General features: G+C 59.9%; 20 protein-coding genes. 16 read left to right on the top strand and 4 right to left on the bottom strand.

The annotated features are described in order from the left end of the window. Positions 1 to 5 precede the first annotated feature (5 nt). The 7 genes from ACR3FB_RS07195 to ACR3FB_RS07165 all read left to right on the top strand — a co-directional run bounded on the left by ACR3FB_RS07195 (position 6) and on the right by ACR3FB_RS07165 (position 7,489). Positions 6 to 689 (top strand): adenylate kinase, encoded by a 684-nt coding sequence (locus tag ACR3FB_RS07195; protein WP_480565927.1) that lies wholly within the window; start codon positions 6 to 8, stop codon positions 687 to 689. Positions 690 to 870: 181 nt separating this feature from the next. Next, complete coding sequence (locus ACR3FB_RS07190) at positions 871 to 1,155, top strand: DUF4212 domain-containing protein (RefSeq protein ID WP_170376639.1); 285 nt, start codon at positions 871 to 873, stop codon at positions 1,153 to 1,155. 15 nt (positions 1,156 to 1,170) lie between these two features. After that, entirely contained in the window at positions 1,171 to 2,955 is a 1,785-nt protein-coding gene (locus ACR3FB_RS07185; protein ID WP_170551306.1) for a sodium:solute symporter family protein, read from the top strand. Between the two features lie 102 nt (positions 2,956 to 3,057). Then, positions 3,058 to 4,881 carry a DUF294 nucleotidyltransferase-like domain-containing protein gene (locus tag ACR3FB_RS07180; RefSeq protein WP_480565409.1) on the top strand — a complete coding sequence of 608 codons (1,824 nt, stop codon included), beginning with the start codon at positions 3,058 to 3,060 and terminating at the stop codon, positions 4,879 to 4,881. 84 nt (positions 4,882 to 4,965) lie between these two features. Then, complete coding sequence (locus ACR3FB_RS07175) at positions 4,966 to 5,484, top strand: hypothetical protein (RefSeq protein WP_170677713.1); 519 nt, start codon at positions 4,966 to 4,968, stop codon at positions 5,482 to 5,484. A gap of 2 nt (positions 5,485 to 5,486) precedes the next feature. Beyond that, positions 5,487 to 6,899, top strand: a complete 1,413-nt coding sequence (locus ACR3FB_RS07170; protein ID WP_480565407.1) for a 3'-5' exonuclease — start codon at positions 5,487 to 5,489, stop codon at positions 6,897 to 6,899. Between the two features lie 89 nt (positions 6,900 to 6,988). Further along, positions 6,989 to 7,489: a flavin reductase family protein gene (locus ACR3FB_RS07165; protein ID WP_170376612.1), complete on the top strand. Its 501-nt coding sequence runs from the start codon at positions 6,989 to 6,991 to the stop codon at positions 7,487 to 7,489. Between the two features lie 6 nt (positions 7,490 to 7,495). Here the strand turns inward: ACR3FB_RS07165 and ACR3FB_RS07160 are convergent, their stop codons facing one another. Genes ACR3FB_RS07160 through ACR3FB_RS07150 form a run of 3 tightly spaced genes read right to left on the bottom strand, consistent with a single transcriptional unit; the run spans position 7,496 to position 9,728 of the window. Then, positions 7,496 to 7,975 carry a DUF6505 family protein gene (locus ACR3FB_RS07160; protein WP_170376609.1) on the bottom strand — a complete coding sequence of 160 codons (480 nt, stop codon included), beginning with the start codon at positions 7,973 to 7,975 and terminating at the stop codon, positions 7,496 to 7,498. Continuing rightward, on the bottom strand, positions 7,975 to 8,670 hold the full coding sequence (locus tag ACR3FB_RS07155) for a biotin/lipoate--protein ligase family protein (protein WP_480524449.1): 696 nt from the start codon (positions 8,668 to 8,670) through the stop codon (positions 7,975 to 7,977). Before ACR3FB_RS07155 ends, ACR3FB_RS07160 begins: the two co-directional genes overlap by 1 nt. Beyond that, a complete protein-coding gene (locus ACR3FB_RS07150) occupies positions 8,667 to 9,728 on the bottom strand; it encodes an Mrp/NBP35 family ATP-binding protein (RefSeq protein WP_480565405.1) in 1,062 nt (353 codons plus the stop codon). The genes ACR3FB_RS07155 and ACR3FB_RS07150 overlap by 4 nt, the downstream gene beginning before the upstream one ends. A 108-nt stretch (positions 9,729 to 9,836) precedes the next feature. Here ACR3FB_RS07150 and ACR3FB_RS07145 point away from each other — a divergent pair, with 108 nt between their 5' ends. Next, positions 9,837 to 10,565: a c-type cytochrome gene (locus tag ACR3FB_RS07145; RefSeq protein ID WP_480565403.1), complete on the top strand. Its 729-nt coding sequence runs from the start codon at positions 9,837 to 9,839 to the stop codon at positions 10,563 to 10,565. Here the strand turns inward: ACR3FB_RS07145 and ACR3FB_RS07140 are convergent. Continuing rightward, positions 10,559 to 12,514, bottom strand: a complete 1,956-nt coding sequence (locus ACR3FB_RS07140) for a 4Fe-4S binding protein (RefSeq protein WP_480565401.1) — start codon at positions 12,512 to 12,514, stop codon at positions 10,559 to 10,561. The genes ACR3FB_RS07145 and ACR3FB_RS07140 overlap by 7 nt on opposite strands. A gap of 261 nt (positions 12,515 to 12,775) precedes the next feature. Here ACR3FB_RS07140 and ACR3FB_RS07135 point away from each other — a divergent pair, with 261 nt between their 5' ends. The 8 genes from ACR3FB_RS07135 (at position 12,776) to ACR3FB_RS07100 (ending at position 20,941) form a co-directional block, all read left to right on the top strand. After that, positions 12,776 to 13,330 carry a DUF3305 domain-containing protein gene (locus tag ACR3FB_RS07135; RefSeq protein ID WP_480565399.1) on the top strand — a complete coding sequence of 185 codons (555 nt, stop codon included), beginning with the start codon at positions 12,776 to 12,778 and terminating at the stop codon, positions 13,328 to 13,330. Further along, positions 13,327 to 13,899, top strand: coding sequence for a DUF3306 domain-containing protein (locus ACR3FB_RS07130; RefSeq protein WP_480565397.1), 573 nt, complete (start codon positions 13,327 to 13,329; stop codon positions 13,897 to 13,899). Before ACR3FB_RS07135 ends, ACR3FB_RS07130 begins: the two co-directional genes overlap by 4 nt. A 3-nt stretch (positions 13,900 to 13,902) precedes the next feature. Next, complete coding sequence (locus ACR3FB_RS07125) at positions 13,903 to 14,514, top strand: TorD/DmsD family molecular chaperone (protein WP_480565395.1); 612 nt, start codon at positions 13,903 to 13,905, stop codon at positions 14,512 to 14,514. A gap of 58 nt (positions 14,515 to 14,572) precedes the next feature. Then, the gene (locus ACR3FB_RS07120) at positions 14,573 to 14,761 is read left to right on the top strand and encodes a ubiquinol-cytochrome c reductase iron-sulfur subunit N-terminal domain-containing protein (RefSeq protein ID WP_170376587.1); all 189 of its coding nucleotides are present in this window, start codon (positions 14,573 to 14,575) and stop codon (positions 14,759 to 14,761) included. A 133-nt stretch (positions 14,762 to 14,894) separates the two neighbouring features. Beyond that, a complete protein-coding gene (locus ACR3FB_RS07115; RefSeq protein WP_170376584.1) occupies positions 14,895 to 17,789 on the top strand; it encodes a formate dehydrogenase subunit alpha in 2,895 nt (964 codons plus the stop codon). Positions 17,790 to 17,805: 16 nt separating this feature from the next. Then, a complete protein-coding gene (gene fdh3B, locus ACR3FB_RS07110; protein WP_170376582.1) occupies positions 17,806 to 18,402 on the top strand; it encodes a formate dehydrogenase FDH3 subunit beta in 597 nt (198 codons plus the stop codon). A 70-nt stretch (positions 18,403 to 18,472) separates the two neighbouring features. Next, positions 18,473 to 19,678 (top strand): formate dehydrogenase subunit gamma, encoded by a 1,206-nt coding sequence (locus ACR3FB_RS07105; RefSeq protein ID WP_480565393.1) that lies wholly within the window; start codon positions 18,473 to 18,475, stop codon positions 19,676 to 19,678. Then, entirely contained in the window at positions 19,679 to 20,941 is a 1,263-nt protein-coding gene (locus tag ACR3FB_RS07100; RefSeq protein ID WP_480565391.1) for a c-type cytochrome, read from the top strand. Positions 20,942 to 20,948 lie beyond the last annotated feature (7 nt).

Genomic DNA, 20,948 nt, shown 5'->3' with positions numbered 1-20,948 from the left:
GCATGATGGACGCTGCGACCATGACAACGCCTGCGGTTCTCATCCTTCTCGGCCCTCCGGGCGCCGGGAAGGGCACTCAGGCGCGCATGCTGGAAGACAAGTTCGGGCTGGTGCAGCTCAGCACCGGTGACCTTCTGCGTGCGGCCGTTGCCGCAGGCACCGATGCCGGAAAGGCCGCGAAAGCGGTGATGGAGGCAGGCGAGCTGGTCAGCGACCAGATCGTCATCGACATCCTGCGTGACCGCATGGCGGAAGCCGACTGTGCCAAAGGGGTCATCCTTGATGGCTTCCCCCGCACCACCGTTCAGGCCGAGGCGTTGGATGGCCTTCTGGCTGAAAAAGACCAGAAGATAAGCGCCGCGATCAGCCTTGAGGTTGAGGATGCGGAAATGGTGATCCGGATCTCGGGCCGCTACACCTGCGCCGGTTGCGGTGAAGGCTACCATGACACGTTCAAGAAACCGTCGGTCGACGGCACTTGCGACAATTGCGGCGGGGCTGAGTTCAAGCGCCGGGCCGATGACAACGCGGAAACCGTTGCCTCACGCCTCAGCGCCTATCACGCACAAACAGCCCCACTGATCACCTATTACGACGGTCAGAGCGTTCTGAAGCGGACGAACGCCATGGGCAAGATTGAAGACATCGCGCGCGACCTGGAGGACATCGTCGCCAGCGCGGTGAATTAAGGGCGGGAGACAGGCCGTAAGACCTTGATCCTTAAACAGAATACTTCGATGCACCGCCTTGGCGGAACAGAGGAGTTTTGTCAGATGCCACGGGGTATCTGTCACATTCGAGAAGCGGTCCGGCGCGCTGGAGGAACGAAGCAAAGGACCGCCCAACGAGGAAGCGAAGGAGGAACCCGCAATGGCGGATCAATCTACCAACTCCGCGCAGACTGCCGAAGCCGATAAGGGCTATTGGCAGGCCAACCTGCGCCTCATCTACATCAGCCTCGCGATCTGGGCGCTGGTGTCGTTTGGATTCGGCATCCTGCTGCGTCCGCTGCTGTCCGGCATTTCTGTTGGCGGTACCGATCTGGGCTTTTGGTTCGCTCAGCAGGGATCAATCTTGGTCTTTCTGGTGCTGATCTTCAACTACGCCTGGCGCATGAACAAGCTAGACGCCGAACACGGCGTAGACGAAGAGTAAGGGAGAGCGGGGACAATGGATCAGTTTACCATCAACCTGCTGTTTGTTGGCGCATCCTTCGCGCTATACATCGGCATCGCGATCTGGGCCCGTGCGGGTTCCACATCTGAATTCTACGCTGCCGGTCGCGGCGTTCACCCGGTCACCAACGGTATGGCGACAGCGGCGGACTGGATGTCTGCGGCCTCGTTCATCTCGATGGCGGGCCTCATCGCCTTTACCGGCTATGACAACTCGACCTTCCTGATGGGTTGGACCGGTGGCTACGTGCTGCTGGCTCTGCTGCTTGCTCCTTACCTGCGTAAGTTCGGCAAATACACCGTCTCGGAATTCATCGGCGACCGTTTCTACAGCCAGACTGCACGCGTCGTTGCCGTGATCTGTCTGATCGTTGCATCGGTGACCTACGTTATCGGTCAGATGACCGGCGTTGGTGTGGCCTTTGGCCGCTTCCTTGAGGTTTCGAACACTTCCGGTCTGCTGATCGGTGCCTGTGTCGTGTTTGCATACGCGGTGTTTGGCGGGATGAAGGGTGTGACCTACACCCAGGTTGCTCAGTACTGCGTGCTGATCACAGCCTACACCATCCCGGCGATCTTCATCTCGCTGCAGCTGACCGGCACTCCGATCCCTGCACTGGGTCTGTTCGGCGACACCGCAAGCGGTGAGCCTCTGCTGACCAAGCTGGACGCCATCGTGACCGAGCTGGGCTTCAACGAATACACGGCTCACCACTCGAACACGCTGAACATGGTTCTGTTCACGCTGTCGCTGATGATCGGTACTGCGGGTCTGCCGCACGTCATCATGCGCTTCTTCACCGTTCCCAAAGTGTCTGACGCACGTTGGTCGGCTGGTTGGACACTGGTCTTCATCGCGCTGCTGTACCTGACCGCCCCCGCGGTTGGCGCAATGGCCCGTCTGAACATCACCGACATGATGTGGCCCAACGGTGGCATCGAAGGTGGCGCTGTCTCAGTCGAGGAAATTGACAACGATCCGCGCTATGACTGGATGCAGACGTGGCAGAAAACCGGTCTTCTGGATTGGGAAGACAAGAACGGCGACGGCAAGATCCAGTACTACAACGACAAGTCCGAAGCGATGACTGCTATCGCGGAAGAAAAAGGCTGGGTCGGAAACGAGCTGACCAAGTTCAACCGTGACATCCTGGTTCTGGCCAACCCCGAAATCGCCAACCTGCCGGGTTGGGTGATCGGTCTGGTCGCTGCAGGTGGTCTTGCGGCTGCTCTGTCGACCGCTGCGGGCCTGTTGCTGGCGATCTCGTCGGCGGTGTCCCACGACCTTGTCAAAGGTGCGATCAATCCGCAGATCTCGGAAAAAGGTGAACTGCTGGCCGCGCGTATCGCAATGGCCGTAGCCATCCTGGTTGCAACCTATCTGGGTCTGAACCCACCGGGCTTTGCGGCACAAACTGTGGCCTTGGCCTTCGGTCTGGCGGCTGCCTCGATCTTCCCGGCGCTGATGATGGGGATCTTCTCGACCCGCATCAACAACACCGGCGCGGTTGCTGGTATGCTGGCTGGTCTGGTTGTCACTCTGGTCTATATCTTCCTGCACAAGGGCTGGTTGTTCATTCCAGGCACCAACTCGTTCACCGATGCTGATCCGCTTCTGGGTCCGATCAAGTCGACCTCGTTCGGCGCCATCGGTGCAATGATCAACTTCGCAGTTGCGTATGTTGTTGCCGGCATGACCAAAGAGACTCCGCAGGAGATCAAAGATCTGGTCGAAAGCGTACGCATTCCCCGTGGTGCGGGCGCAGCTCAGAACAAATGAGCTTGATGCGGCCTGAGGTTCTTGCCATTGGCCGCGTCTTTCGATCCACTACTCCCGTCCGGCACACCACCGGGCGGGATTTTTGTTCCACGGAGTATTTAGATGCCCCTGTCCCATGACCAGATCACCCGGTTTCTGGAATCCGTACATCCCTATGACGCCCTGCCCGCCGACGTGCTGGATGAGGTCGCCAAGCAGATCGAGGTCTGGGAGGTAGATGAGGATTACCCTGTTTACGATCTGGGCCACAAACTGCCCGGCGTATTCGTGATCTATGAAGGACAGGTTGAAATCACGGATGAGAACGACGAGGTCGTTTCGCATCTGGGATTGCGCAATTCCTTTGGAGAACGCGGACTGCTTAAAGACGGCAAAGCCGCGACCAAGGCACGCGCCCATACCCCATCTGTGCTGATCGTACTTCCACCTGAACTGGTACGAGAGTTGATCGACAACCATGATGTGGTCTCGAAATTCTTCGATCGCTCTCGCGGAGGCCGCAGCGGTCCGCAGAGTTTGGCGACCAGTGCCATTGACGTCCTGATGGCACACAATCCGGCCACCTGCCCTCCGGCCACGACTGTGCGCGACGCCGCGCGCCTGATGCGCGAAAAAGGGATTTCATCGCTATGCGTAACAGAGGCCGACGATCTGGTAGGCATCGCCACCTTGCGTGACATCTCAGGCAAGTTTGTTGCCGATGCGATGCCCACGGATACTCCAATCTCACAGATTATGACGCCGAACCCAACCACCCTATCGCCATCTGACATCGGGTCCGATGTGCTGCACGTCATGATGGAGCGCGGGATCGGCCACATCCCGATTTGCGAGGGCGGACGTCTAGTCGGGGTCGTCACTCAGACAGACCTGACCCATTATCAGGCCGTGAACTCGGCAGAGCTTGTTCGCCGAATTGCCCATGCCGACACTGCCGAGGAAATGGCCAAGTTCACGGCAGAAATCCCACAGCTGCTGGTGCAGCTGGTTGCGGGTGGCAACCGGCATGAAATCGTAACACGGCTGATCACGGATATCGCCGACACTGCCACGCGTCGGCTGCTGAGTCTTGCTGAAGCCAAACTGGGGCCGCCGCCGGTGCCATACCTGTGGCTGGCCTGCGGATCGCAAGGACGACAGGAGCAGACAGGTGTGTCCGATCAGGACAACTGCCTGATACTGGACGATGCGGTGACCGAAGATGACATGGCCTATTTCACGCAACTGGCCAAACATGTCTCGGACGGGCTGGATACCTGCGGCTATTTCTACTGCCCCGGTGACATGATGGCGACCAATCCGCGCTGGTGTCAGCCGCTGCATGTCTGGCGCGACTATTTCAAGGGGTGGATCGCAAAACCAAATCCCGAAGCGCAGATGTTGGCCTCGGTTATGTTTGACCTGCGTCCTATCGGCGGCTCGTTCGAGCTGTTTGCCGATCTTCAGGCCGACACGCTGAACGCAGCCAATGCGAATTCGATTTTCGTCGCGCATATGATCTCGAATTCGCTGAAACACACCCCGCCTTTGGGGCTGTTGCGTGGGTTTGCCACCATCCGCTCGGCCGAGCATCGCAATACGCTGGATCTGAAACATAACGGCGTGGTTCCGGTTGTTGATCTGGCGCGGATTTACAGCCTGCAGGGCAAACTGCCCGAGGCCAATACCCGCGCCCGCCTGAAAGCCGCCGAGGCCGCAGGAGTCCTAAGCCCGTCAGGTGCGCGTGATTTGCTGGATGCCTATGATCTGATTGCGGAAACCCGGCTGGAACATCAGGTCGCACTGGTCAAATCCGGGGAAAAACCCGACAATTACCTGCCACCTACAAACCTGTCGGACTTTGAGCGCAGCCACCTGAGGGACGCGTTTGTGGTTGTGAAAACCATGCAATCCGCTGTTGGTCATGGCAAGGGAATGCTGGGTTAGAAACGAGAGAACAGGATCGCCCTCGGCGACCGTATTTGAATTGAAAAGACTGGGCAAGGAACGCCCGAAGGGTGGAGAAGACCAATGTTTCTGGAATTGATCGGTACGATATTTGCGGGCTTTGCCTTTGCCGGGATCGTGCTGGTGCTAAACAAGCTGACCGGCGGACGGTTGCCCCGGTGGGCCACGCCGGTTGCAGCAGGGCTGGGTATGATCGGGATGACGATCGCCAGCGAATACTCGTGGTACGACCGCACTCGTGAAACGCTGCCCGACACTGTCAGCATCATCCAAGAGGTCGAAAGCCGCGCGATTTACCGCCCTTGGACCTATGCCGTGCCTTTCGTGGACAGATTCGCGGCCATCGACACCGACTCGGTGCGCAAGAACGAACAAGTGCCGGATGAACGGCTGGTCGAGCTCTATTTCTTTGGCCGCTGGGCACCGGTCTCGAAGGTCCCTGTGGTCGTAAACTGCGCCGAAAACCTGCGGGCCAATCTGGCCGACGGGGCCGAGTTTGGCGACGATGGCCGCGTTCTGAATGCCGACTGGATCAAAGCCGGGACCGGCGATCCGATCATCGAGGCCACCTGCGGAGTCTGATCATGCTGACCAAGTTGAGTCTGCGTCTGAGAATCTTTCTGTTCTTCTGCCTGTTAGCGGCTGGTGGGCTGGCGGTCAGCGCTCTGGCGCTTTGGTTCAGCTATGCCCGCGAGGGCAACCCCGCCCTTTTCGACCCGTTCCTTTTTGCCGGGATCGTGATTGCCTTTGGGCTGTTGGCCCTGATCGCCGGGGTCTGGTTGCTGTTTGACGACAACGTGGCAAAACCGATTGAGCGTCTGTCAGCCGAATTGCGCGCGCGCGCGCATGCCGGGGTCAGCAGCAACATGGATGTCCAAACGGCGAAATACTTGGGCGACCTTGCCCCGGCCGCGGCTGGGCTAGCGGATCAGCTATCGCACAAGACGCTCAGCGTAGCCGAGGCTGTCGCATCCGAGACCGCCCAACTGGCCGCCGAAAAGAACAGGCTCACCGCCCTGTTGACCGAGATTCCAGTTGCGATGTTGCTCGCCAGCCCCAACCACAAAATCGTCCTCTATGATGCGCAAGCGGCCGAGGTTCTGGCCCAGATCGCACATCCGCGCCTGAACGCCGCGCTTGAGGACTATCTACAACCAGACGCGCTGTATGCCGCCTATTCGAAACTGGTCAAAACCGGTCAGGACGTCACCTGCACGTTGACCAGCATCGACGGAGCGCAGACTTACGCCGCGCGCGTAAAACCACTGGGAGATGCGCCCGGATACATGCTGATCTTCGACGACAGCGCGGCGCAGATCGCCCCGGACGCGGCGCGCCCACTAGTCTATGATTTCGATCTGTTGAACATGTCGGCTTCGGGTAGCTTCGAGGCCCAAACGATTGAAGATCTGTGCTTTGTGGTCTTCGACACCGAAACCACCGGCCTGTTGCCGCACAAGGATGAGATCGTCCAGATCGGCGCTGTCCGGGTCGTGAAAGGTCGCATCGTCGAGGGCGAGCGGATCGACATGTTGGTCAATCCCGGTATCCCAATCCCAGCGGCCTCAACCAAGGTTCACAAGGTCAGCGACCAGATGGTACAAGGCGCGCCCGACATTGGCGAGGCTGGCCGCATCTTTCACCAATTCGCTCGGGACGCGGTGATTGTTGCCCACAATGCGCCATTCGACATGGCATTCCTGCGCCGTCACGCCAAGCGGATGGGTGTTGAATGGGACCACCCAATTCTGGACACTGTGCTTCTGTCTGCTGTCCTGTTTGGCGCCAGCGAGACGCATACACTGGACGCGCTATGTGACCGTCTAGACGTAGAAATTCCCGAAGCGCTCCGTCACACGGCGCTAGGGGATGCGGTGGCCACGGCTGAGGCGCTTGTGCGGATGCTACCCATGCTGAAAGCGCGGGATATCACCACCTTCGGCGCAATCATCACCGAGACCCGCAAACATGGTCGCTTGTTGAAGGACCTGAACTGACCTAGTTTTTCAACGTGATGAACCAAAGTTACCATGGACAATACGGAACGGTCATGGCACCTGACGATCGGGCAGAGAACAGATGTGCAATGACCGAGAAGACTTTTATCCCAACCCCTGATCAAAGCACCGCGTTTCGTGAAGCGCTGGGGTGTTTCGGGACTGGTGTAACGGTCGTCACAACACAGACGGCACTTGGGCCGCGCGCGATCACCGTGAACTCCTTCACCTCGGTTTCACTGGACCCACCGCTGGTCCTGTGGTGTTTGGCCAAGGAATCCAACCGGTTCGGGGCGTTTTCGGACTGCCAGCACTATTCCATCCATGTCATGGCACAAGAGCAGCAGGACCAAAGCCTGCGGTTTGCGCGCGACGGAGAAGACTTCTCTCACGCAGACTGGAGCGCAGATGATATGGGCCGGCCGCAACTGGCCGATTGCCTCGCGCGGTTTGACTGCCATCTGCATGCCTGCCACGAAGCGGGCGACCACCTGATCATGGTTGGCCATGTGGATCAGGTCATGTACCGCACGGGTCAGGGCCTGATCTTCAAACGCGGTCAGTTCGGCGGATTCGTCGACCTTATCTGACGATCCTCAGTCGTCAAGCGAGCCATGAACCGCCAGCGCCTCGAGCTGCGTTTCTTGCGGGGTGATCACGCGGAACGCTTCGTGCACGCCGCTTTCGGTCAATTCACGCGCAACGGTCAATAGCGTATTGGCAGGGTGTTCGTCGCATAGCTCGGACATATGATCTATCTCCGCTTGCGCCACGCCCATCGCGGCCTCGACCGATGGTGCACCGTAGAATTTCACGAAATGCTCAGCCAGATATTCAACGATCTGCTCCTTTTCAGCCGGTTCGATCTGGGTGACGGCCACAAAGGTCACACGCCCGAAGGTCTCTAACCCCAGCCAGCCATTGGCAAAGGCCTGACGGGCCTTGCCTTCCAAGTCTCCCTGCCCCCAGTTCGAAAACTCAAACCCGCCCGAGATACACCATTCCCCCGTGCGCGCGGGCGAGTGGAACACGTTCATGTCGCTTTCGTCGAAATGTATCGCGCGGGCCAGTTTCATCAGGTCGCCTCCAATAGGTTTGTGAGCGGTCGCAGGTGGGTCTCATCCTTGTCGCGGATCAACATGCCGAACCGCTCATCCGTGCCAAGGAACACGCCCTGCCCCGCGATCGGTTCTCCGACGCCGCGCAGAAGACCCAACCATTCGCCGTGTAGCGGCGCGTTGCCGTCCTCGGACCAGCGGTTGAGCCATGTCAGCATATGACGCGACCAGCTTTCCACCAGTTGGGTTGCCGAAACCTCGGCGCAGCCCTCATCATAAAGCGCGGTGACGTCCGGCGTATGGCCGGGCGCGTCGCTGGTTTGCAGGAGTACCAACTCCCACCCGACGACCAGCCAGTCGGGTAACTGATCGGGATCGCTGGTCGACGCGGCAACATGGAACTGCCCGCATTTCGCACCGTTCACGCAGATCAGGCCATCCCAACCCAGATGCACCGCCACTTCTGGCGGTGCCAAGGCGCCTAGTGCGTTCTGAAACCCGACAGCACAGAGCGGCAGCATCGCCATGGCGTCCTGCAAGGCGACCTCGGGTGCAAATACGATGGCCGCACGCAGGCGATCGGCCTGAATATTGTACACGACCGAACCGGAATCGCAGCCCAGCGCCGCCATGGCCTGGGCCTTTTCGAACGGGTCTTCCCCACCCTTGGCGGGGTGACCTGTTAGCAAGGGGGGAAAGACCGGCTCGCTCATGCGTTGCCTTTGGCGATCAGGTCGCGCGCGATCTTGCGGAACGCGTCGGCCTGTGGGCTGTCGGGCTTGCTGACCACGATGGGCGCACCCCCGTCCGCGGCCAACCGGATATCCAAATGCAGCGGGATTTCACCCAAGAGCGGCACATCTAGAGCCTCGGCCTCGGAGGCGACACCGCCATGACCAAAGATATGCTCCTCATGCCCGCAGTTGGAACAGATATGGGTCGACATGTTTTCGATCATACCGAAGATCGGCGTCTTGAGCTGGTTGAACATGTCGATCCCCTTGCGGGCATCGATCAGCGCCACGTCCTGCGGGGTTGAGACAACGATAGCCCCATCCACCTGGAACTTCTGGCTGAGCGTCAGTTGCACGTCACCAGTGCCAGGCGGCAGGTCAACGATAAGCACATCCAACGCGCCCCATTGGACCTGGTTCATCATCTGCTGCAACGCACCCATCAGCATCGGGCCACGCCAAACGACCGCCTGCCCTTCGTTGGTCATCAGGCCCATCGACATCATGGTCACGCCGTGATTGCGCAGAGGCAGGATCGTCTTGCCATCCGGGCTCGCCGGACGTCCCGAGACACCGAGCATCCGAGGCTGTGACGGCCCGTAGACATCCGCGTCCAACAGCCCGACACGTCGCCCCTCGGCAGCCAAGGCACAGGCGAGGTTTGCGGATACGGTCGATTTGCCGACCCCACCCTTACCCGAAGCAACGGCAATAATCCGATCAACGCCGGGCACAGCCTGCGGACCGGTCTGAGAGGGCTTTGGTTTCGGCTTCAGATCCGGCGGAGCCTTATCGGAATGCGCGGTCAACATAGCCGACACTTTCGAAACACCCTCGACCATCTGCGCGGCCTGCTCAGCGGCGGCGCGCACCGGCTCCATCCGCTCGGCCTGTTTGGGGTCGATCTCGAGCACGAAGCGCACGGTATCGCCTTCGACATTCAGGGCGCGAACAACGCCCGCGCTGACGATATCCTGTCCGGAAACCGGGTCAGTGATCTTTTTCAAGTTTGCAAGAACCGCATCACGGACACTCATGCCATCATCCTCATAACCTGCCCCATCGCATGGTTGCTTTTCATTGCATGTGTCTCCGTCTCTTTTCGTTCATTTGACGCATTTGCCCTTTGGCGATTAGGCTTGGGCATGCGCTTTTTCCTTTTGTGCCTCAGCCTGACGCTCTCCGCCACCCCTTCCGGGGCGCAAGACGCGATTGGCTTGGCCAGCCCGACCGAAGTTTCGAACTCGGGCCTTTTGCAACATATTCTTCCGCGCTTTTCACTCAAGACCGGGATACGGGTCGTCAGCGATGCTGAGGGCGTTATGTCGTTGAATAGCGGTGCCGAGGGCGATCCGGTCTTTGCACGCGGCGAGATCGTCTATCACTTGCGCATTCAAGACGACCCGAAACAGGAGCGGTTTCGTGACTGGCTGCTGTCGGATATCGGCAAGCGCACGATCGAAAGCTTTGCCCCGGATCAAGGCCCGCCCTTTAGTGCCAGTTTTGAGGTTGCCAGTACCGAGGCCTCCGAAGTCATCGACGGCAATACCGCATTGGGTGCGGAGCTTTCGATGACCCATTGTGGCCGCTGCCACGTGATCGGCCCGCAGAACCGCATGAATGGGCTTGGTTCGACCCCCTCTTTCGCCGTGTTGCGCACATTGCCCGATTGGGACGAGAGGTTTCAGGCCTTCTTCGCGCTGAACCCCCACCCGGCCTTTACTCAGATCGAAGGCTTGACGCCCCCCTTCGATCCCTCGCGTCCGTCGCCGATACACCCTGTTGAGATGACGCTGGACGATCTGGACGCCATTCTGGCCTTTGTCTCGGTCATCAGCGCAGCGGATCTCGGCGCGCCGCTGCAGCATCAATGATCCTTCCGTTTTGAGAAATAGTCATCCGTCGTCACAACCTTGGGCCGTGGCTTGGACTGGAACGGATTGTCCTGCATGTTGAACTGCGCGCCCACCCGGCAATTGTCGCACATCTGGATCATCCGCGCCTGCTCGGACGAGGTAAACATCGGGTGTGTCCCCGACAGCTTCTCCATGACCCGCTCGACCGTTGACTTCACACCGAACGGGGCACCGCATTCGACACAGGCAAAGGGCTCTTCCTCATTCAACACTTGCTGAGACAACGCGGCATCGCTCAGGTCCAGTTGTGGGACCAGCGCAATGGCATCCTCGGGGCAGATGTTTCGGCACAGACCGCATTGAAGGCAGGCGTCCTGCTGGAAGTTCAGCTGAGGTTTGTCCGGATTGTCGATCAAGGCCCCTGATGGGCAGAGCGACACACAGCTGAGGCACAACGTACACGCATCCGTATCCACAGCGACGGCCCCATAGGGTGCGCCTTGGGGCAAAGCCAGAGGCTCCTCGGCCTTAGGGTTCAGAGCCTGCGCTGCCAACCGGGCGATTTGCCTGCGGTTGCCCAACGGCAGAACCGGTTCGGTCAGTGCCGCCGGTACCTCTTGCGCATAGAGCAGATCGCTCATCGCATCCGGGTCGGCCTCATAAATCAGTCCAAGCCCTGCGTCCGGCGCGATCGCCTTTGCAAGCTCCAGCTCGCGGTCCAGCGCATCCCGCTCCGTCGTGGGGGCCAGAAGGATGTCGACCCGTGCAAAGCCGTGGGCCAAAGCGGCCAGCATTTCGGCATGGCCAAAGCCTGAAATGACACTCAACTCCATCGGAATGACATCGGCAGGAAGACCAAGTCCGAACCGCGCGGCAAGGCGGATCATCTCGGCGCCGTGTGCGTCATGCACCAGCAGACGCGGTGCGGAGCCTCCGGCCCGGCGATAAGTCCGGGCAAGGACATGCATCCGCGACAGCACCGCCGACACGGGCGGGTCTTCATAGGTGATCGCGGTCGAAGGGCACAGCGCAGCGCAAGCCCCACAGCCTGCGCAGATCATAGGGTCAATGGCGACATGCTCTCCGGCGGGTGTGATGGCTCCGGTCGGGCATATATCGAGGCAATTGGTACAGGCCACCTGTTCGGCCCGCGAATGGGCGCACAGAGTTTCCTCAAGACGCACATAGAGGGGTTTTTCAAACGTCCCAACCAGCTGTGCTGCATCAAACGCCAGTTTGGAGACAGCCAGAGGGTCGCGCGGGTCAGCCCGCAGATAACCCTCTCGCTTGGCCGGGGCTTGAACCAGCGGCGTGTCTCCGGTCACATCAATCAGGATGTCGCAGGCCGACTGCGCTCCGTCGCGCGGATCGGTCCATCCGAACGCCCCACGACCACCCGGGGCAATTTGCTGCAACCTGTCAATCCGCAGGGCAAACCCACCCAATGCACCCGAAACCGAGCGAACTTGCCCACGTACAACATCAAAGCTGCGGCTAGTGGGCGAAGTCTCATCACCCGTCACAACGGTCACCGCCAGCGTGGTCGACAAACGCTCGGCCAGATCGAAGGCGACCTCGGCCGGGCCGACGATGCAAGAGGTCCCCTCGCTGACTACATCAACACTGGGCGAGATGGGCATGGGCACCAACGCTTCAGCCGCCAGGGCTGCCATCTTCGGGGCCGCGTCACCGGATTGGTCAGACCAGCCTGCGCGGTCCCTCAGATCGACAAAGGCAGGTGATTTAACCTCAAGATCTTCGGCCAGATCGCGGAACACTTCCTGCTCTTGCCCGCAGGCAATCAGTAGTTGGTCTTCCCCCTTCATAAAGTCAGCAACAACACCCAGCTCTCGCGTGCAAAGGGCGGTGTGCGTTTTGCTGCACTCCAGCTCGGCGGCCGTGCCGATACGGTCGGCATCCACCCGTTGCGAGCCTTCGCAGTTACATAGAATAAGTTTGGTGGCCATGTCCCTCCCCCGGACAGCTTTCTGACTTGTTACCTTAGATGGTATCGCTCGGCTGGCAATCCAGTCTTTATCAAACACCAAGGATCGCACATAAATTCTTTGGGAGCGCCTGTTTTTCCTGATACAAACGCTCGGAATTTCACTTGTTAAACTTTAGTCGTACAAGAGGTTTTTCACGCGATTGAGACTTGGCAGAGCCGCCCTATGTGTACCATAGTAGACTTAGGGTAAGGCAGGGGAGAGCCTTACGGGGAGGAGCCAGTGGCCAAGGCCGCAAGCCGTATTGAAATGCCTGTTGGCGTCATCGTGCGCAAGACACCCGGGGTAACTCGCTGGGCGAAGTGGAACTGGCGCGCGGTTGCCTTGCTGCCCGGTGCAGGCCCTGCTGATTGGGTCGAGCTTCGGCGCGAAGGTGATGCGGTGGAATACCACGCCGCCACCCTGCCCCTGACCCTCTGGGCCGATGAGACCGAAGCTTACATGGTCAACCTCTCCGATGGTCGGCCATCCGTCTATCTGGTTCTGCGCAACGATCTGGACGGCAACCGCCCGATGGAAGCGGCGCTGATCACCGCCTCTCCGTTCGAGGGGCAGGATTACGCGGATACTGGCGAAGAGATTGTTGAGAAAATCCCGATGACCGAAGGCCTGATCGCTTGGGTTCGGGATTTCACCTTGGAACACCACCGCGATGAGGTTTTCATCAAACGCCGTCGTGACAAGAAACGGACGGACCTTGTGGAGGACGGCAAGGGGGATGCGCGTATTCGGCAGACCTCGGACGTCTACCGCGCACCGAGGAAGGTGCTGCAATGACCCAACCCCGCGATTTCTGGTCCCGCCGCAAGGCAGCCGTTCAGGCCGAAACCGAGGCCGAAGCGATCGCGGCGGAACAACAAACCATTGCGGTGCAACAGGCCGAGTTGGAAGAAAAGAGTGACGCCGAAATTCTGGCCGAGTTCAATCTGCCCGACCCCGATCAGTTGCAAGCTGGCGATGATGTGTCGGGCTTCATGGCCAAGGCAGTCCCCGACCGCTTACGCCGCCGCGCCTTGCGTCGGCTGTGGCGGCTGAACCCGGTTTTGGCCAACGTGGACGGGCTGGTCGACTACGGCGAAGACTACACAGATGCTGCCTGCGTGATCGAAAACCTCCAGACCGCTTATCAGGTCGGCAAAGGGATGTTGGCGCATATCGAGGCTTTGGCAGCCGAAGAGGATGAGCCTGAAATCGACGCCCCCGAGCCTGTCGAGGAAGAAGAACCCGCCGCGCTCGCCGAACCTGAACCAGCCCCGGAACCGATGGCTCTGGCAGCAGCGGAAGAGCCTGAGGACGAGCCATATACCCCGGCCCCGCGCCGCATGAGATTTGAATTTGAAGGATAACGGATGACCGCAAGCAACGCGCAACACATGGATATCTCGGCCGAGGATCGGCTGCGCGCGGATTTCTACAACTTCCTGGGCCTGCTGCTGGCTGGCCCGCCGGATCAATTGCTGTTGGATCAGATGGCCGGACTAAGCGGCGATGACACCGATCTGGGCCAAGCCATTCAAGCTATGGCACGGGTGGCCAAGGTGACCAAACCCGCCGCAGCAGAACGCGAGTTCAACGCGCTGTTCATCGGGTTGGGCCGTGGCGAGCTGTTGCCCTATGCCAGCTTTTACCTGACCGGGTTCCTGAACGAAAAACCGCTGGCTCAGTTGCGCAATGATATGGCCGTACGCGGCATCACACGCGCCACGAACGTGTTCGAGCCCGAAGATAACATCGCCTCGCTGATGGAGATTATGGCGGGTATGATCGTGGGCCGGTTTGGAACCGCGGCCTCGCTCGACGATCAAAAAGCGTTCTGGAACAAACATATCGGCCCTTGGGCCGCACATTTCTATTCGGATTTGGAAGCTGCCGAAGCTTCGGTTCTCTATGCCTCGGTCGGGACGGCCGGCCGGGTGTTCATGGAGATCGAGCGTGAGGCCTTCCGAATGACGGCGGCATAACCCGCCACTCACCAGCGCCCGAGTTGGCGCTAGATCGCAAATGGGAGAGGAGACACCCATGAGCAAGACCAAGGAAGAAGGCGCAACCCGCCGCGACTTCCTCAAACTGGCCGGAACCGCAGCGCCCGCTGCCGTCGCCGCCGCCAGCCTGAGCGGTCAAGCCGAAGCAGCCGAGCTGCCGACGGACGAGACCCGCATGCAGGACACCGCGCATACCCGCGCGTATTTGGAAAGCGCGCGCTTCTAAGCCGCCTCGACTGCGCCCGGCCTAGCCGCCGGACGATGTCATCTACCCGACGGACGGTTGCGATTGGCCCTGATGTCGGTTCGCGAAGTACCAAGCCAGCCGTGACTGACACGGCGCGCAAGGGAGGAAAACAATGCTTAGGAAAAAGACCAACGGGGTTGCGAGACGCCCCCAGCGGACAAGTATCCTGTCCCAGGTCGGCGAGAAAACCGTCGATCGCCGCGCGTTCCTGCGTGGCTCGGGCCTGACGATCGGCGGCCTTGCCGCGATCAGCGCCACGGGTGGAACCGTGACGCAAGCCAGTGCCCAGACAGCGGCAAACCAAGCCGTTGAGAATATCAAATCCGTCTGCACTCACTGCTCGGTCGGCTGTACAGTTGTTGCCGAAGTGCAAAACGGTGTCTGGGTCGGTCAGGAACCAGGCTGGGACAGCCCGTTCAACCTAGGTGCACACTGCGCCAAGGGGGCCGCTGTCCGCGAACACGCCCATGGCGAACGCCGCCTGAAATATCCGATGAAAAAAGAAGGCGGAGAGTGGAAGCGCATCAGCTGGGATGAGGCGATCAACGAGATCGGCGACGGCATGATGAACATCCGTCAAGAATCCGGGCCGGACAGTGTGTACTGGCTGGGTTCTGCGAAGCACAACAACGAACAGGCCTATCTGTTCCGCAAGTTCGCCGCCTACTGGGGCACGAACAACGTGGACCATCAGGCCCGTATCTGCCACTCGACCACTGTTGCTGGCGTTGCGAACACATGGGGCTACGGCGCCATGACCAACTCGTATAACGACATGCACAACAGCCGGGCCATCTTTATCATCGGTGGTAACCCGGCCGAGGCGCACCCCGTCTCGCTGCTGCATATCCTGCGTGCGAAAGAGCAGAACAACGCGCCTCTGATCGTCTGCGACCCGCGCTTTACGCGCACCGCGGCGCATGCGGATGAATATGTCCGCTTCCGTCCCGGCACCGACGTCGCATTGGTCTGGGGTATCCTGTGGCACATCTTCGACAACGGTTGGGAAGACAAAGAGTTCATCCGCACCCGTGTCTGGGGTATGGACCAGATCAAGGAAGAGGTTGCCAAGTGGACCCCGGATGAGGTCGAGCGCGTCACCGGTACACCCGGCTCGCAGCTGCGCCGCGTCGCCCGGACTATGGTGAACAACCGTCCCGGCACCGTTGTATGGTGCATGGGTGGCACTCAGCACACCAATGGCAACAACAACACACGCGCCTACTGTGTGCTTCAGCTGGCGCTTGGCAACATGGGCACAACGGGTGGTGGCACCAACATCTTCCGCGGCCATGACAACGTGCAAGGTGCGACGGACCTTGGCGTTCTGTCCCACACCCTGCCCGGCTACTATGGCCTGTCGAAAGGGGCGTGGGGTCACTGGGCCCGTGTCTGGGGTGAAGATCCCGAATGGCTGGCCGGCCAGTTCGCCACGATCAAGGACAAGGAAGGCAAGGATAAACCGCTCCAGAACGAGCGCGGCATCCCGGTCTCCCGCTGGATCGACGGTGTTCTGGAAGACCCTGCCAACATGGATCAGGACAACAACGTCCGCGCCATGGTCCTGTGGGGCCACGCGCCCAACTCGCAGACCCGGATGACGGAAATGAAGACGGCGATGGAGAAGCTGGACATGCTGGTCGTGATCGACCCGTACCCCACCGTCTCGGCCGTTCTGCAGGACCGCACTGATGGCGTATACCTGTTGCCAGCCTGTACCCAGTTCGAAACCCGTGGCTCGGTCACGGCCTCGAACCGCTCGCTTCAGTGGCGCGACAAGGTGGTGGATCCCCTGTTCGAAAGCTTGCCGGACGAGGTCATCATGGCCAAGTTCGCCAACAAGTTCGGCTGGGCGGATCGTCTGTTCCGCAACATCGAGATGGACGACCCGGAAACCCCGAATGTTGAAAGCATCACGCGTGAGTTCAACTCGGGCCTCTGGACCATCGGCTATACCGGTCAGTCGCCGGAACGTCTCAAAAGCCACATGGCCAACCAGCACACGTTCGACAGAACCACGCTGCAAGCCATTGGTGGACCCAACGACGGTGAGTATTATGGTCTGCCCTGGCCTTGCTGGGGAACGCCTGAGATGGGTCATACGGGGACTCCAAACCTCTATGACATGTCCAAACCGGTGGCCGAAGGCGGCCTGACCTTCCGCGCCCGTTTCGGGGTGGAACGCGATGGTGACAACCTGCTGGCCGAAGGGGTCTATAGCGTCGGATCAGAAATTCAGGACGGTTATCCCGAATTCACGATGCAGATGCTGATGGACCTTGGCTGGGATGGAGACCTAACGGCTGAGGAACGCGCGGCAATCGACGCCGTTGCGGGGCCAGAGACCAACTGGAAGACCGACCTTAGCGGCGGCATCCAGCGGGTCGCGATCGCTCATGGCTGTGCGCCCTTCGGGAACGCCAAAGCCCGCGCGGTCGTCTGGACCTTCCCGGATCCGATCCCACTTCACCGCGAGCCGCTCTACACGAACCGGCGCGATCTCGTGGAGGACTATCCAACCTACGAGGACCGTCAGGCCTATCGTCTGCCCACCCTTTATGCTTCGATCCAAAAGAACGACTTTTCAAAGGATTACCCGATAATCCTCACGTCAGGTCGTCTGGTCGAATATGAAGGCGGTGGCGATGAGACACGGTCTAACCCGTGGCTGGCCGAGCTCCAGCAGGACATGTTCGTCGAGATCAATCCGCGCGATGCCAACAACCTTGGTATTCGGGACGGATCGCAGGTCTGGGTCGAAGGTCCTGAGGGCGGCAAGGTCAAGGTGATGGCGATGCTGACCAACAGGGTCGGTGCCGGCGTGGCCTTCATGCCATTCCACTTTGGCGGCCATTTCCAGGGCGAGGACCTTAGGGAGAAATATCCCAAAGGAGCCGATCCCTATGTGCTGGGTGAAAGTACCAACACTGCCCAGACCTATGGCTATGATTCAGTGACCCAGATGCAGGAGACCAAAGCGACTCTCTGCAAGATCTGGTCAGCGTAAGGAGGAGAAGAGAAAAATGGCAGCAAGAGCAAAATTTCTCTGCGACGCTGAACGCTGTATCGAGTGCAACGCCTGTGTCACCGCGTGTAAGAACGAACACGAGGTGCCATGGGGCATCAACCGCCGCAGGGTGGTAACGATCAATGACGGCAACCCGGGCGAACGCTCGATCTCGGTGGCCTGTATGCATTGTTCGGATGCGCCTTGCATGGCGGTGTGCCCGGTCGACTGCTTCTATCAGAACGAAGAAGGCGTCGTCCTGCACTCCAAGGACCTGTGCATTGGCTGCGGCTATTGCTTCTACGCGTGCCCCTTCGGCGCGCCGCAATACCCGCAGGCGGGCAACTTCGGATCGCGTGGCAAGATGGACAAATGTACCTTCTGCGCCGGTGGTCCCGAAGAAACGCACTCGACTGCAGAGTTCGCCAAATATGGTCGCAACCGGATCGCCGAGGGCAAACTGCCCATCTGCGCCGAGATGTGCTCCACCAAGGCCCTGCTCGCCGGTGACGGCGACGTCGTCTCGGCCATCTACCGCGAGCGTGTCGTCGCGCGCGGGTTTGGCTCGGGCGCGTGGGGTTGGGGCACCGCCTACGACCAGAAAGACGGATAATCCGTCTAAATAAGAAACAGGTGACCCGCAAATGTGGGTCACCTGCATTGGAATTTTGACCGAGGTCCAGATGTTCCGTCTCATTTTCGCCCTTCTGTTCACAATTGGGCTGACGCAGTTCGCCCTTGCCCAAAGCACCAATACCGAGGCCCCCGTCGCGGATGAACGCGCGTCGACCGGCGGTGCCACGACGCTCGAAGATATTCTGGCGCGACAGCGGGGCGAGAAAGTGGACAACGCCTATCGCTCGGAAAACACCGGTCAGGGTAACGTCGAGGGACTGCTGGGCCAATTCGGAACAAGCGGCGTTGCCTCGGATAGCGACGTATATCGGGCTATTCGTTTCGGCTCGGCCGATACAACGGTGTCGTCTCAAGGGCCTGCAGCTGGTGTCCTGATTCAGGATGGCGGCATGTGGTGGTGGAACTTCCGAACGGGTCCACTGCGTGAATACGGCAGCTACATCATTGCTGGAATGGCAGCCGTCATCCTGCTGTTCTTCCTGATCCGCGGGAAAATCCGCATTGATGGGGAAAAGACAGGCCGCACGGTTCTACGCTTCAACAGTTTCGAACGGTTCGGGCACTGGCTGTTTGCCGGCTCGTTCCTGATCCTCGGTATCACCGGCCTGCTGACGCTTTATGGCCGCGACTTCCTGATCCCGATCTTCGGCAAGGAAGGATTCGCCACCATTGCACAGGGCTGCAAATGGCTGCACAACAACCTCGCCTGGGCCTTCATGCTGGGCTTGATCATCGTCACCGTGAACTGGATCGCCCATAACGTCCCCAACAAAACCGACCTGAAATGGCTGGCCGCCGGAGGGGGATTGTTCACAAAAGGAAGCCACCCGCCCGCCAAGAAATTCAACGCAGGTCAGAAAATCATCTTCTGGGCCTGTATTCTGCTGGGTATCTCGATCAGCCTGTCCGGCCTGTCGCTGCTGTTCCCGTTCGAACTGCCGATGTTTGCCAAGACCTTCTCGATCGCCAACTCCACCGGCATTCCACAAGCACTTGGCCTGAGCCTGCCCGTCCAGATGTCGCCGCAGGAGGAAATGCAATACGCACAGGTCTGGCACGTCATGGTGGCCTATGTCTTCATCGCCATCATCATCGCCCATATTTACCTCGGCTCGGTCGGGATGGAGGGCGCGTTTGACGCCATGGGTACCGGCGAGGTTGAAGAGCAGTGGGCGCGTGAGCATCACTCGCTGTGGCTGGAAGAGGTGCAGGAAAAAGAGGCGGGCAAAGCAGCGGCCTCTCCCGCTGAATAGATGCGCTGGCTCGCCGTCGCGCTGGCCCTGATCCCCCTGCCCGCATGGTCCGAGTTCTTTACGCTCAAGGGCCATGGCGGGCCAATCATGGGCATCGCAACGGCACCTGACGGGCGGATCGCCACGGCCAGTTTTGACAACTCGGTTGGCCTGTGGTCGGATCAAATGCCCGAATGGTTGGAGGGCCATGAAGCCGCCGTCAACTCCGTCGTCTTCAACGGTACTGCCATCTACTCCGCCGGAGACGACTTCACCCTACGCCGCTGGCCGGGCGGCGAGGTCGTGGGCCAGCACAAAGGTAAAATCGTGGGTCTTGCGGCCTCAAAAACCCATGTCGCCACAGCCAGTTGGGACGGCACGATAGGGTTGTGGCCGGTGGACGGCTGGGCGCCACAAATGCTGGGCCCGACTGGTGGCGGTGTGAACGCGGTGGTGTTTTCACAGGATGGAACCCGGCTGTTCTCGGCGGGTGTAGATGGCAGCCTACGCGAATGGGACGTGGCCAGCGGTCAGGAAACCCGGCGCGTGGTTGAACATGGCTTTGGCATCAATGAGCTTGCCCTGAACGAACAAGACGGCTGGATCGCCTATGGCGCTGTGGATGGCGGGACCCGTATCCGCGACCTCAGCACGGATGAAGAGAGGGATTTCACCCTGGACCGACGCCCCATTCTGGCGCTGGCCCTCAGCCCCGATCGCAGTCTGTTGGCCGTTGGCGATGGTGAAGGTTATATCATGGTGATCGACACGGTGGACTGGCGCATCGCCCAAGATTTTCGCGCCACGCTGCGGGGGCCAGTCTGGGCGCTGGCGTTCTCGGCTGACGGCCAGAACATCCACGCGGGTGGAATTGATGAGGCCATGTATAGCTGGCCCGTCGCCGCACTGCGGGATCAGGAGCAGATGGCTGCGTCTGAGCCCAGCTTTTTGAAAGACCCCGACCAGATGAGCAACGGCGAACGGCAATTCGCCCGAAAATGCTCGATCTGTCACAGCCTGACACCGGACGGGCAACGCCGCGCTGGACCAACGCTTTATGAAGTGTTCGGGCGGCAAGCTGGAACCCTGCCTGGTTATTTCTACTCGGAAACGCTGCAAGACTCTGATATCATTTGGAATGACGAGACGATAAATGCCCTTTTCGATGAGGGGCCGGATCACTACATTCCAGGATCAAAGATGCCGATGCAGCGGATCACGCAAGAACAGGACCGGGACGACCTGATCACCTTTTTGCGCCGCGCAACGGTCGATCCGAACTGAACCGGAG

This window comes from Ruegeria sp. AO1 (assembly GCF_056535985.1).
The sequence above is the reverse complement of the archived record's forward strand: the minus strand, read 5'-3'. Positions and strand labels throughout refer to the sequence as shown.